Here is a 13,500-nt window from a genome sequence, read left to right on the forward strand (position 1 = left end):
CAAGGAAGGCATGTCGAACAAGGAAATTCACCGCTGCCTGAAGCGCTATATCGTCAGGGAGTTGTACCCGCTCATTCTGGCCGACTTGGCCGATTCGGCCCGCGCTTCTTGACATAGGAGCGTCAACGAATCGTAGCGCCCAAGATGGCCGATCAGTTCCCCCGCCTTCACCGGGACCACTTCGGACGGGCTAGACAACACGACTACCCGGTCTAGTGAAGAATCTGGCATCACCTCCTTGACTACCGGACCACCGTGTTCTTCCCCAAGAAACATCCATCCGCCCACTGCCGGATGAGCGACGCCACCTGCGGTCCCCGGAAAGGGCGATACACCGCTCGCATCTTTAATCAGCCCCCAGTTGCCATCGCGTTTTCCAACGCTAACCTGTGCCCCGTGCGGGAGGATGCAGAGCACCTTGCCATGCGGCTTTGATACCCGGACTCGCAGCCCCCGCTGATCGGCGGGTGCCGACTGGCCACCTGACCCGATTGCGGGACGGTCCTGCGCATAGGTGGTCACCTCGAAGCGCGGCGCCCAGTACTTCGGTCTGGGAAGATGCGCGTCGTTCTCGTAGTCCGCAAAGTCCTGCAGATGTGCGTACAGGCTGTAAAAGGTCAGTTTCCTGTCTTTGGGAAACTCCATTGAATGGCGCACCAATGCGAAACCCGTGCTGTACGGTGCACTGATCGCAGGCTGCCCGTTTCGCGCAGGAATTTCACTTATCGGGTAGATGCGATCGACGCGCCATGCCACCACTTCGCCATCCGCGATACAGCGCACCCCGCCCTTCAGATCCAGTGATGCGCCTGCGCCCGCTTCGGTCACGTGTATTCCGCCGTGCCACATGCCTTTGCCGCTGACCGCGTAGGCGCCGGAAGGCTCCCGCCTCAACAGTTGGTGAAACTCATGCTCATCTATAAAGTCTGCAGGCGGCCCATCCGTGCCTTGGGCCTTCTTGCGAAACGGATACGCAAAAGCAAGCAGTTTCACGGGCGTGCTGGGTGGATTCGACGGTCGAGTCATATTTGCCATGATTGTGCTTATTCAGAAAACCCGAAATTCATGTTTCCCTCGACGTCTTGAAGGGGTGCAGCAGGCCAGCGTGGGAAGGTGAAATTGCCCTGCGCGGAACCTTCGACATCTAGACCGCCCTTGACCTGGACTTCGCCTGGACTCGCGATCTCGATCTTTCCGTTGGCGATCTTTAGATACGCGCCTGCCCCATCACCCAGCGTGATGCCCTTCGACCCAGTAATGATCACTTCGCCTGTTGACGAGCTGACTGCAACGTTGGTAAGCGCCATCAATTCGAGCGCATCACCCTGAGCTTGAATCTGGACTTTTCCCTTTGCCGCGAACAGCCGGATGCCGAGCTTCGCGGCAAACAACGAAATCGCCTCCCCCGCCGCCGCAGTGATCCTCCTGAGCGCGCCAAAGTCGATTCCTTCACCTGCTGTGACGAACATTTGCTTTGCCGCGGCCAACTGCATATGCTCACCACTCACCAGACCAACGCCTTCAGGTGCGCTCGCCACGATCACCGGCTTCCGTAGTTTTGCGATCTTCTGCTCGACGAGCGAACGTTGCTGATCGACTTCGGCCAGCAACGCCTGCGCGGCTCTTGCTGAATCATTGAGAGAGCGCAGGACTTGCTCCGCTTGCTGGAGCGTTGCGTCCGCGTTAGGCATCGTGAGCTGCTCGCCCGTAGCACCGGGCTGTGCTTCGGCGCTAAGCAACACGCCTTTCGCCGCCCGGGCTGACAGATATCCATCTGTCCTCAGCTCGGCGCCGTGACCCCGCTCCCTCCTCTCCCCATCAACCATATGCCCCAGATTAAGCTCACTAGTCTGAAACGGCGTAGCCAGATGGATATGCTCAACCCCTTCCTTATCCTCCATCCGCAGCTCATTCTGCGCCGCGGTCCGAACGATATTGCGAGTGTTGTTGAGGTTATTGACGAGATCCGGATGCAAACTGTCGTGCATCGCCCCGATGATCACCGGCCGATCCGGATCCCCAGCGGTAAACACGATCGCCACTTCCGCCCCATCGATCAACGGAAAGTGATGCCCATAACCATCTCCGCTATACGGCTTCGCGAACCGCACCGGTCGGCTCGTTCCACCCGGGCTCCACTGGTCGAGGTCGAACGGCAGCACGATCACATACCAACCTTGCTCGGTCAGATACGCATACTTATAGTTGCCAGGCGACGTAACCCGTGCCGGCAAGATCCCATCGATGGCAGGCCGAGAAATCGACGTCATTGAAGTCCGCCACACTCGATCGGACGGGATCCCTTCGAATGTCACCTGATACGCGTGGTCACGAGCGCCCCGTGACTTCACTGAAGTCACGAAGATTCCGTGCCTCACATCGGCTGGATTCGGATGGATCGACATGACCTCACCAGCCTCGAGCCAGAACGGATTCCCCGTGCCCGTAAAAGCAACCTGAGCGGCCAGATGCGCCTCATGCCGCAACTGGGCAATTCGCTGCCCCTCTCCAGGTGTTTCGTAGTGCTCGCCCCAGTGGTAGTCGACCCCGTTCGTCGTGCTGTCGCCGCGTACTGTGTTCTCGTCGACAAGCAACGACACACCGGCCTGGCGATGGTTATAGTCATGCAGCCGCACCGCTTCGGTCACTCGCCGCGTTCGCCGCTTGAGCGAGGTGATCGCATCCGCGCCGACACTCTCGAGCCCCGAATCGCGCCGCAACGGCACGGTTCGCTGCTTGCGTGCGTACGCATCGAGATCGTCGCCGAATACGATCATCGCGCGGTCTTTCTTCTGCTCCCACCGGAACCACATTCCTTCCCGCGCGCAGAGCCTCTGAATGAATCTGAAGGTCGTCTCGTGATACTGCGTGACGTACTCATGGCGCTTGTACTGCCCACGCAACTGAAACACGAAGTCAACCCCGCTGCGATACCCGTAGTGGCGTAACGTATCGGTAATGATTTCCTCGACCGACTGTTTCTGAAACAGCCGGCTCGTCACACCGCGATCGAGATCGGCGAGTTTCGGTTCCAGCACGACCCGATAGCGCGTTTCATCAACCGAGGTGTCGAACTCGTCGAACTGCGTCACGATGCCGTGAATCGTGTGCGCGGGCGGCCTCGCGCTGAACCGCCCGGCGTTCTCGCCAAACATCTTGCGCAGATAGTCGATATCCGGATCTCCCGGTTCAATGGCGAACCGCGCCGGACGTCCCAGCACCTGATCCATCGGAATACCCGCTACCGGGCTTGTGAATTCGATCTCGTACTTGTACAACTGGCTGACCTGATCGACACCACTGAATCTCAAGACGGAGAACGGCGCGGGATGCGGCGCCAGCTTCAATTCATAAGCCTGCAACGGCGATACCATCGACATGGAATTCCTCTTGAATGCGCAGCGTCACGACGTCGCCGGAGGCAACCGCTAACGACCGCTCTGGCAACTCCCCCGAAAACTCTTGCAAAAAACTCCCGCTCAGTTCTTCGCCTTCGGCATCTGCGACACCAATGACAGACCGATATCCATGCCCTCGACCTGGAAGTGCGGGATGATGAAGAGCTTGATGCGGAAGAAGCCCGGGTTGTCGTCGATGTCTTCGACCGTCACCTTCGCTTCACGCAGCGGGTGCGACGCCTGCAACTCATCACCCGGATCCTTCATCTCGGTCACGAGACCCTTGATCCAGTTGTTGAGCTCGAGTTCCAGCAGCCGTCGATCCTTGGTCGTTCCAATGTTTTCTCGCTGAATCAGCTTCAGGTAATGCGCGATGCGCGATAGCAGGAAGATGTAAGGCAACCGCGCGTTGATGCGGCTATTGGCAGTCGCTTCCCTAGTCTCGTACAGCGCCGGCTTCTGTGTCGAATTCGCCGAGAAGAAACACGCGAAGTCGTGGTTCTTGTAGAACGACAACGGAATAAAGCCGAGATTCGCAAACTCGAACTCGCGCGTTTCCGGAATCAGCACCTCCGTCGGGATTTTCGGCTGCACGCCAGTGCCGAGGTCATACAGGTGGACCGGCAGGTCCTCGACTTTGCCGCCCGCCTGCGGACCACGAATCTGCACGCACCAGCCGTTGTTCACGAAGCTACGGGTCATGTTCGCCGCAAACGCGAACGACGCATTCACCCACAGATAGCGGTCGTGGTCCGGGCCCTTCACCGCTTCCTCGTAGTTGAACGCGCGCACAGGCGTCGTGTCCTTTCCGTAGGGCAGACGACCAAGCACGCGCGGCATCGTCAAGCCGACGTAGCGTGCGTCGTCCGTATCGCGGAAGCTCTTCCACTTGATGTACTCGGCACGATCGAAGTAGTTGCCGATATCCTGGATCGCCGCGACTTCTTCCATTGACTTCTTGCCGAAGAACGCCGCGCCGACCGAGCCGATGAACGGCATGTGCGCCGCCGCCGCGACCTTCGAGATATTGCGCAACAAAGCCACGTCCTGCGGCGAATTCGCAAACTCGAAGTCACTGATCAGCGCGCTGATCGGCTGGCCGCCCGGCGTGTCGTATTCCTCGACATACGTGAGGCGATACAGGCCGCTCTGGATCAGCTCAGGCGTGTCTTCGAAATCACGTTGCAGTGCATCTTTCGACACGTCGAGCACCTCGATACGCGCGTTCTTGCGGAAATCCGTGCGCGACACCAGCATCTTCAAACCACGCCAGCGACCTTCGAGCGCCTGGAACTCGGGCGTGTGCAGCACAGCATCGAGCTGGCGGCTGATCTGACGATCGAGCTGGCCGATATGAAAATCGAGCAGCGATTTGTCGAGGCGCTCGACCGGCTGGCTCGATTGCGCAACGAGCTCGAGAAACGCGCCGATGCCGCGCGCGATGCGCTCGTCGGCCGACGCCTCGGACAGCATGTCGTTGTCGCGGAACGCCTCGAGCGGGCGCGCCTCTGAAACGGGCTTCAGGTTGATCTTGTTGCACAGCGACGCGTAAACGCTGTCGCTGGCGAACGACGCGTCCTGAGCGGCATCCAGCACAACGGTCTCGGTCGCGCCCTGACGCGATTCATTCTGTTCCATTTGTATTCCTGTCTGCGTTTTTGCAGCGATGTAGTTGCAAGGCAGCGAAGGACCTTCTTCGCCCCTTCCCCCGGCTTCAGGCATGGCCTTCCGGCCGGGTCGCGGCCGTCGCGATCTGCGCGAGCTCGCCGCGCAGCCTGTCCGACAGACGCTTGTCCTTCAGGACCTTTTCGAACTCGCGGCGGAACGTGCCGTTGTCGAGCAGATTCGACTTCAGGTCACGCAGCAGATTGCGCATCGCCAGCAGCGCCTGCAACTCGGGAATCTGACGCGCCACCTGCTCCGGCTCAAAGTCCTTTATCGCGCGGAACGCGAGCTTGACCGGCAACTCGGACCCGTCACCGGCGAGCGTGTTCTCGGCGGCGATCTTCAGGTCCGGGGCGTAATCGGCCAACACGGCGTCGAAGTTGTTCTTGTCGATGTTGACCTTCGTGCGCTCAGCCAGCGGCGCCTGCTCGCGTCCCGCGCTGAAATCACCGGCGACCAGCAGCTTCAGAGGCAGCTCGACCTTCTTCTGGGCGCCGCCCGTGTGCAGGTCCAACGTGATTGAGACGCGACTCTTCGGTATTTCGCGCTGAAAGCTGTCCATACGTATTCCCCATGTAGTCCGATTCGATGCGCCCGCAGATCTCGCACTGTCCGACGCGGCGGCTCCCTTCGCGCGAATATCCGGGGGCGCGAATAAATAGATATACGCGACTCACAACGGATTGCGACGACACCCTTCTTCAAGGCTTCGACGCGCGCGACTTTTTTAATGCCACCAATATTAAAGCAGATGTATTGTCGCGACGTCAAAGCCTATTGATAACTCAAAAACAGACAAAATGTGAAAAAGAGTGAAGCAATTCCTGATTCGGAATTATCTGACTACAGCGCCGCTGTCAGCCCATATACTTCCTTGCGCACGTTCAGTGAGGAACCCTCGTCCCGACGGCTGCTCCACGAGTTCAGCGGGAACGAACAATTTCCCGAATTTGTTAATTTAGCTTGCATAGTTTTTAACGCTATCCCAATTAAATATCGCCTCCTCAGGATAAATGCATCCCACATCTCAATATAAAATGTTTGAACTTTTGTGATATTTTTAATTTTGATATAAATATGGGTATACGATTTCCAAATAAGACGTATAGAATCCGCAATCCCGGAGCAATCCGGATTAAATGACCAACACGCGAGAGACCAAAACACCTATGCGGATCGACAAACCGCTCTGGCACGAGGGCCTCATCCTCACGCAGCAGCACTTCCAGCAGCAGGAACGCTGGGCCGGTTTCGCGCTACAGCAGTTCGCTACCTGCGCGCTCGCCGAGCCGTGGGGCATACTCGGCGTCGAGGTCGACGAAGAAGCATTGGCGACGGGCCGTCTGAAGATCACGAGGCTCAAGTTGCGCTTCGCGGACGGCACGCCGATCGACACCACGCTTAGCGACGCTCTGCCCGCCGCGCGCGATCTGACAAAGGGCATGGCCGCCGACCTGCAAAGTGTCGTCGTGCTCGCGGCGCTCGCGTTGCCGGATGCGAACGGCAATAACTGCCGGTTTGACGAAACGTCGCTTGCGCGTCCACGCCGCGCGTATCGCGAGTTCGTCAAGGTCGTCGATCTGAACGGCGGCAGCGAAACCGAGATCGCGTCCGAGCGCCACGCAGTGCGCTTGCTGTTCGAATTCGAACCGCATGCCGACGACACGGTCTGCGCGATCGCACGGCTCACGCGCACCACCAGCGGCCAGTTCCAGGTCGATCATCGCTTCGTGCCGCCGTGCCTGACGCTCGGTAGTCACCCTCTGCACCTCGAGCGCATTAATCGTCTGGCCGATATCCTGCAGGCGAAGAGCGTCGTGCTCGGCGCGCGTCGCAACGAACGGCTCGAGCAGGTCGCCGAATATGGTGTCGCCGACGTGCAACTGTTCTGGCTCTTGCACTGCATTCACGCGGCGTGGCCGCAGTTGCGGCTCTATGCGACGCATCCGCGACGCTCGCCCGAGCAGCTGTACATGACGCTCGCGCAACTCGTGGCCACTTTGATCACGTTCTCGACGCGCGCCCAGCTCGCCGACATTCCCCCCTACGACCACGCGCGCGCCGACGAGGTGTTCACGAAGCTCGAGGCCACGATCCGCGAATTGCTCGATGCGATCATTCCGTCGCGTGTCGTGTCGATCGGCCTCACGCGCAAGAGCGCGACCACGTGGGCGGGTCAGTTCCTCGAAGAGCGTATCGTCGAAGGCGCGGCCGACTGGTATCTGTCGGTCAGCGCGCCGATGCCGGCGTTCGAGCTCGCCGAGCAGTTCCCGCGTCTGTGCAAGATCGGCGCGCCCGACGACGTCGAGCACATCGTCAACTCGGCGCTGCTCGGCATTCCGCTCAAGGCGGTAGCGCGCGTGCCGGCCGCGATTCCGGTGCGCCTCGATAACCAATACTTCGCGCTCGATGCGGCGAATGCCGCGCACGCGAAGATGCTCGCCGCGCGCGCTTGCCAGATCTATCTGCCGGCGTCGGTGCCCGACGCATCGCTCGAACTTTACGCGGTACTGCGCTGATGAACGCCCTGCCCCGAAACGCCACCAAAGTGGCGTTGCCCGATAGCATGGCCGGCGCGGCCCGGGTCACGCGTGAAGGCATTCGCGATCTGCTGCGAGACACCGCGCTGCTCGTTACGACCCTCACGCCCGGGGGCCACGTGGAACACGCAACCGACTTCCGCAATCGTTGCGGATTGCTGATCGCGAACTTCTCGACGGAACTCGAGCGGCGCGGCTATGCGGACGAAGTCCGCCGCGAAGCGTTGCTCGCGCAATGCGGGCTGCTCGATGAAGTCGCGCTGCGCTATCTGCCGGCAGAGAGCCGAGCGGCGTGGGAACTCAAACCGCTGCAAGTCGAGCTGTTCAACCTGCACGACGCGGGCGAGCGCGTGTTCGAACGGCTCGAGGCTCGCATGCGTGAAGCGTCGCCGCACGTCGACCTGCTCGAATGCTATGCGGCGATTCTGAGCCTCGGCTTCATCGGCCGGTTTGCGCGCGACGGCGAAGCGGAACGTGCGGCGTTGATGACCTCGCTGCATGCGCAGCTGGAAGACCTTCGCCCGGCGCCCGCATGTACCTTCATTGCCGATCGCCCTGATCGCCGTTTGTCCGACTGGTTTTACCGGCTCTCGCCATGGACAACCGCGGGGCTCGCATCCGTAGTCGCCGCCATCGTCTGGGTGGTGTGGTCGACCGCGCTCGACGCACAGCTAGCGCAACTCGTGGAAACGAAGGTCACCCGGCCGTGAAGTCCGATCTGCGCATCCTGCCTGAGACGCCGGCGCGCACGCCCAAGCGTGCGTATGAGGGGCTTGGTTATCCGTTGCGCGCGATGCTCGTGTTCGCGGCCGCGCTGGCACTCGCGGTGATCTGGTTCGTGCTGCCGGGAGGACGTGGCGTCGCTCCGGTGCTGACGACGGCCGTCGCCTTGCTCGTGTGCGCACTCGTCGGATGGCGCACGCTGTGGCTGTCCAGCGCGCGCGAACGCAGCGCGCAAGTGTTGGCCGCGCTCGGCGCCGCGACCGCCGAGATTCCGCCGAAGCTGCGCACCTGTATGCCGCTTGTGCTCGTCACCGGCGACGGTCTGCCGGCTCTGTTCGATCGCAACGACGAGGAGCGCTTCGCACATGTGGGCGACGGCGCTATCTGGTTGCGAGTCGATGATCCGCAGCAGTTGCCGCGTCTCGCGGTGGCGCTCAGGCAGTGGCGCGACGGACGTGCGCCAGATGGCGTCGTGCTGTCGGTGGCGCCCGCGCTGCATGTCGGGCCCGACATGCTCACCCAGAAGCTGCGCGTCGTGCGCCATTGCGTCGCCGATGCCGCCCGCACGCTAGGCACGAGCCTGCCCGGCTATCTCGCGGTCTATCAGCGGCTGACCACACGCCCGCCCGGTTTGTCGATGCCTGCGTGGTACGGGGTGTCGTCGGCGAAGCGAATCGTCGATGCCGAGCGTTTCGAACTCATCGTCCGCGCGGCCGAAGCCGAGACTCAGCGCCTGCCTCGCGACGCGGGCACTGGCACGGCTGCCACCACTGCTACAGGTGCCGCGCGCGCGGCGGCGCTCGCGTCGCTCGTCGGCTGGACGCAGCGCGTCGTTATCGGCACGTTGACCGACCGGATGCATCCCGCCACGCCGTGGGAATTGTTCGGAGCCGGTTGGATCGATTGCGGTCCGGCAAGCGGTTCGGCCGATCCGTGGGAACGCGACGTGCAGAGGCAAACCTGTGTGACACGCGCCATCGTCGGCGCATCGCCGCTGCCGTGGCCGCTGCCGCAACCGCTGATCGAAGCAACCCCGCGGCGCTACTGGAGGTCGCCGCGCCGCATCGCCGGCGCGCATGCGCTGACCCTGCTCGCCTGCGCGGCGGCCGTCGCATCGTGGTCCGCCGCGGAAAACAACGAAGCGCTGCTCGACCGCATCGGCGCCGATCTCGGCCGTTATTCAATGATTTCGGCCGCGCACGACAACGCGAAACGCGACGCACTGCACGCGCTCGTCGTCGATCGCGATCAGCTCGACCGTTACGCGCGCATCGGCGTGCCGTTGCGACTGGCGTTCGGCATGTATCGCGGTGCACAGGTGCTGCCAGCGCTCGACACCGCGATCGCATCGTACGTGCCCCCGCCTGCGCCGCCGGCGGTCGTCATGCTCGACAGCATGTCGCTATTCGACAGCGGCCGCGCTCAGCTGAAGCCTGGCTCGACTCGCGCGATGGTCGGTGCGCTCGAAATGATCAAGGCGTATCCGGACAAGCGGATTCTGGTCGCCGGGCACACCGACAACGTCGGCAATCCGCAGAGCAATCTGAAGTTGTCCACCGCACGCGCGCAAGCCGTGCGCGACTGGCTGATCGACGTGTCGGGAATCGCGCCGACGCAGTTTGCGATTCAGGGCTATGGGGATACGCGGCCGATCGCAAGCAACGCGTCGGACGACGGACGCGCGAAGAACCGGCGTGTCGAAATCACGCTCGTGCCGGACGCTCGCATCACCCAATAACACTACAGTCTTTCGCCCCCGAAGCATCGCGCTTCGGGATTCAGAAGCTCGGGGGCTGCTCCGGGCGGTTTTCGCAGTAGAAAAATCAAGGAGTGGAAGGTATGGCAATTCCGGCCTACATGTGGCTCAAGGACGACGGCGGCGCTGATATCAAGGGGTCGGTGACGGTGCAAGGCCGCGAAGGCAGCGTCGAGCTCGTCGCGTTCGATCACGGCGTGCATATCCCGACCGACGGCAACACCGGCAAGCTGACCGGCACCCGCGTGCACAAACCCATCACGCTGACAAAGGAAACCGACTCGTCGACGCCGTACTTGTACAAGGCGGTCACGAGCGGTCAGACGCTGAAGTCGGTCGAGATCAGGTGGTACAAGATCGACGACGCCGGCAAGGAGAAGGAATACTTCAACACGAAGCTCGACAACGTGAAGATCGTCGCGGTCAAGCCCAAGATGTTCGACATCAAGAACCCAGACTACGAGAAGCACAACCACCTGGAAGACGTCGAGCTGCGTTACGAGACGATCACGTGGTCGTACAAGGACGGCAACATCATCCACAAAGATACCTGGAACGAGCGTTCCTGATTTCCGCGTGATATGCGAGACCAGCGCGTCGACGCGCCCTTACCGGTCCGCGGGGCGGGCTGGTCCTTTTTCATCGGCGAGTGCACCGCGTGCTCGCCGCTTCCCTCCGTGACCGGACTGCCGACATGAGCTTGCGCGACGACCGAAGAAGCGCCTTTGGGGACACCACTCAGCTGCTGCGCCGACTGAACCCACACTGCGCGCAGGCGCTCGAAGCGGCCGCCAGTCTTTGCCAGACGCGGCTGGCTGACGAGATCACAGTCGAGCACTGGCTGCTGAAGCTGATCGAAGCCGGCGACGGCGACATCCCCGCTATCGTGCGGCATTACACGATCGACATCGACGCGCTGTGGGATGCGCTCCTCGGTGCAATCGATCGTCTGCCGCGCAATCTGCGCGGCAAGCCCGCGCTGTCGCCGCAGCTAGCGGCACTGCTTGCGGATGCATGGTTTCACGCGTCTTCGGAGAGCGACCGCGCGCGAATCCGCTCCGGGAATCTGTTGCAGGCGATCGTCGATACGCCCCATATACTGCGCGCGCAGCATGCGTGGCCATTGCTTGTCGTCAGCAGCGCGCAAATTGAGCGTTTGCTGCCGCGAATTGCGCATCAGTCGTGTGAAAGTGACTTCGAAATCGAAAGCGGAAGCGAAGATGACGAACGGCAACCCACGCGGCCGCAACCTTCGGCGACCGCCTCGGTGGCGAACGTCGTCTCTCGCACAACGGAGGCAACACCTGCCAGCGCCGACGCCCTCGCCCGCTTCGCGCTCGATCTGACCGACAAGGCGCGCCGCGGTGACATCGATCCGGTATTCGGGCGCGACCGCGAGATCCAGCAGATGGTCGACGTGCTCGCGCGCCGTCGCAAGAACAATCCGATTCTCGTAGGTGAGCCGGGTGTCGGCAAGACCGCGCTCGTCGAAGGGCTCGCGTTGCGAGTCGTCGAAGGAAGCGTGCCGAACGTGATTCGCGACGTGCGCATCCTCACGCTCGATCTCGGCTTGCTGCAAGCGGGCGCCGGCGTAAAGGGCGAATTCGAGCAACGCCTGAAGAACGTGATCGACGAGGTTCAGGCTTCGGCCGTGCCGATCCTGCTGTTCATCGACGAAGCTCACACGCTGATCGGCGCCGGCAACGCCGCGGGCGGCGCCGACGCCGCGAACCTGCTGAAGCCCGCGCTCGCGCGCGGCGAATTGCGCACGATCGCGGCGACCACGTGGTCCGAATACAAACAATTCTTCGAGCGCGACGCCGCGCTGGAACGCCGCTTCCAGATCATCAAAGTCGACGAACCCGACGACGACGCGGCCTGCCTGATGCTGCGCGGGCTGAAAGCCCGCTACGCCCAGTACCATCACGTGCACATTCGCGACGAAGCACTGATCGCCGCGGTCAAGCTGTCGCGTCGCTAGATACCCGCGCGGCAGTTGCCGGACAAGGCCGTCGATCTGATCGACACCACCGCCGCGCGCGTGCGCATGGGGCTCGACGCACCGCCGGCCGAGTTGCAACGCGCGCGTGCCGTTGCCGCCGCGCTGCAGCTCGAACACGCGACGCTCGCAGACGACGAACGCGCCGGCATCGACGACGGCGAAGCACGCCGCGGCGCGCTGGGCGCCGCGCTCGCGAACGCGAAGACCGAACTCGCGGCGCTGCAGGCACGCTACGAACAGGAACTCGAGCTCGTCCAAACGCTGCATCGCCAACGCGATAGCGACGCTGTCACGCGAGATCCCACCGCGTTCGCGCAGGCACGTCGCGCACTCACGACCGCACAAGGCAAGGCCCCGTTGATCTTCGCGGACGTCGACGCCCAAGCGATCGCACGTGTCGTCTCTGAATGGACCGGTGTGCCGGTTGGCAGCCTCGTCGAAGACGAACTGCAAAGCCTGCTGACGCTGGAAACGCAGCTCGCGACACGCGTCGTCGCGCAGCACGACGCACTCGCCGCGCTGTCCGAAAGCCTGCGCACCGCCAAGGCGGGGCTCAAGAATGAACATGCGCCGCTCGGCGTGTTTCTGCTTGTTGGGCCATCGGGCGTCGGCAAGACCGAAACTGCGCTCGCGCTCGCCGATCTGCTGTTCGGCGGTGAAGCCGCGCTGACGACGATCAATATGTCTGAGTATCAGGAGTCGCACACGGTCTCACAACTGAAGGGCTCGCCGCCCGGCTATGTCGGCTATGGACGCGGCGGCATTCTGACGGAGGCGGTGAGGCAGCGTCCGTATAGTGTCGTGCTGCTGGACGAAGTCGAAAAAGCGCACCGCGATGTACTCGACATGTTTTATCAGGTGTTCGATCGCGGCATGATGCGCGACGGGGAGGGGCGCGAGATCGACTTTCGCAACTGCGTGATCCTGATGACGTCCAATCTCGGCAGTGCGCAAATCGATGAGACGACCGCGGAAAACCCCGGCGTCTCGCACAACGAACTGCTCGAAGCGATTCATCCGCAGCTCGTCGGCCACTTTCAACCGGCGCTGCTCGCGCGCTTCCAGACGCTCGTGTATCGCCCTCTCGATGCGAGCGCGCTGGCCTCGATCGTGCGCCTGAAGCTCGCTAAAGTCGCGCAGCGTCTACACCGCCAGCACGGCGTCGAACTGAGCTGCGACGAAGCGCTGATCGATGCGATGGCCGAGCTGTGTCTCGCGCGCGATTCGGGCGCGCGCAATGTCGATGCGTTCCTGAATCAGCGCATTCTGCCGACGGTATCGCGCGAACTGCTCGCGCGCATGGCATGCGGAATCGCGCCCGCCAGGATCTTGCTGACCAGTTCCCCCGAAGGCAATCTGACGATCGATATTGTCGATCGCGAAGAAGCCGTCGCTGAACATTCAGCGCACGGCTGA

General features: G+C 62.1%; 8 protein-coding genes and 1 pseudogene. 5 read left to right on the plus strand and 4 right to left on the minus strand.

Going from position 1 to position 13,500, the window contains the following annotated elements; all coding sequences use genetic code 11:
- Nucleotides 1–45 precede the first annotated feature (45 nt).
- From AB3X89_RS33830 to tssB, 4 genes are all read right to left on the minus strand, one after another.
- Entirely contained in the window at nucleotides 46–993 is a 948-nt protein-coding gene (locus AB3X89_RS33830; RefSeq protein ID WP_368587147.1) for a hypothetical protein, read from the minus strand.
- Between the two features lie 50 nt (nucleotides 994–1,043).
- A complete protein-coding gene (locus AB3X89_RS33835; RefSeq protein ID WP_368587148.1) occupies nucleotides 1,044–3,380 on the minus strand; it encodes a type VI secretion system Vgr family protein in 2,337 nt (778 codons plus the stop codon).
- A 99-nt stretch (nucleotides 3,381–3,479) separates the two neighbouring features.
- Nucleotides 3,480–5,036 carry a type VI secretion system contractile sheath large subunit gene (gene tssC, locus AB3X89_RS33840; RefSeq protein WP_368587149.1) on the minus strand — a complete coding sequence of 519 codons (1,557 nt, stop codon included), beginning with the start codon at nucleotides 5,034–5,036 and terminating at the stop codon, nucleotides 3,480–3,482.
- Nucleotides 5,037–5,112: 76 nt separating this feature from the next.
- A complete protein-coding gene (gene tssB / locus AB3X89_RS33845) occupies nucleotides 5,113–5,625 on the minus strand; it encodes a type VI secretion system contractile sheath small subunit (RefSeq protein WP_368587150.1) in 513 nt (170 codons plus the stop codon).
- 607 nt (nucleotides 5,626–6,232) lie between these two features.
- Here tssB and tssK point away from each other — a divergent pair.
- The 5 genes and pseudogenes from tssK to tssH all read left to right on the plus strand — a co-directional run bounded on the left by tssK (nucleotide 6,233) and on the right by tssH (nucleotide 13,500).
- Nucleotides 6,233–7,582: a type VI secretion system baseplate subunit TssK gene (tssK, locus tag AB3X89_RS33850; RefSeq protein WP_368587151.1), complete on the plus strand. Its 1,350-nt coding sequence runs from the start codon at nucleotides 6,233–6,235 to the stop codon at nucleotides 7,580–7,582.
- The gene (locus tag AB3X89_RS33855; RefSeq protein ID WP_368587152.1) at nucleotides 7,582–8,313 is read left to right on the plus strand and encodes a DotU family type IV/VI secretion system protein; all 732 of its coding nucleotides are present in this window, start codon (nucleotides 7,582–7,584) and stop codon (nucleotides 8,311–8,313) included. The genes tssK and AB3X89_RS33855 overlap by 1 nt, the downstream gene beginning before the upstream one ends.
- Complete coding sequence (locus tag AB3X89_RS33860) at nucleotides 8,310–10,064, plus strand: OmpA family protein (protein ID WP_368587153.1); 1,755 nt, start codon at nucleotides 8,310–8,312, stop codon at nucleotides 10,062–10,064. The genes AB3X89_RS33855 and AB3X89_RS33860 overlap by 4 nt, the downstream gene beginning before the upstream one ends.
- 101 nt (nucleotides 10,065–10,165) lie before the next feature.
- Nucleotides 10,166–10,651, plus strand: a complete 486-nt coding sequence (locus AB3X89_RS33865; protein WP_018434322.1) for an Hcp family type VI secretion system effector — start codon at nucleotides 10,166–10,168, stop codon at nucleotides 10,649–10,651.
- A gap of 125 nt (nucleotides 10,652–10,776) precedes the next feature.
- A pseudogene (gene tssH, locus AB3X89_RS33870) lies at nucleotides 10,777–13,500 on the plus strand (type VI secretion system ATPase TssH).

The sequence above is a fragment of the Paraburkholderia sp. BR14320 genome, from assembly GCF_040948665.1.
Lineage (GTDB): Bacteria > Pseudomonadota > Gammaproteobacteria > Burkholderiales > Burkholderiaceae > Paraburkholderia > Paraburkholderia youngii.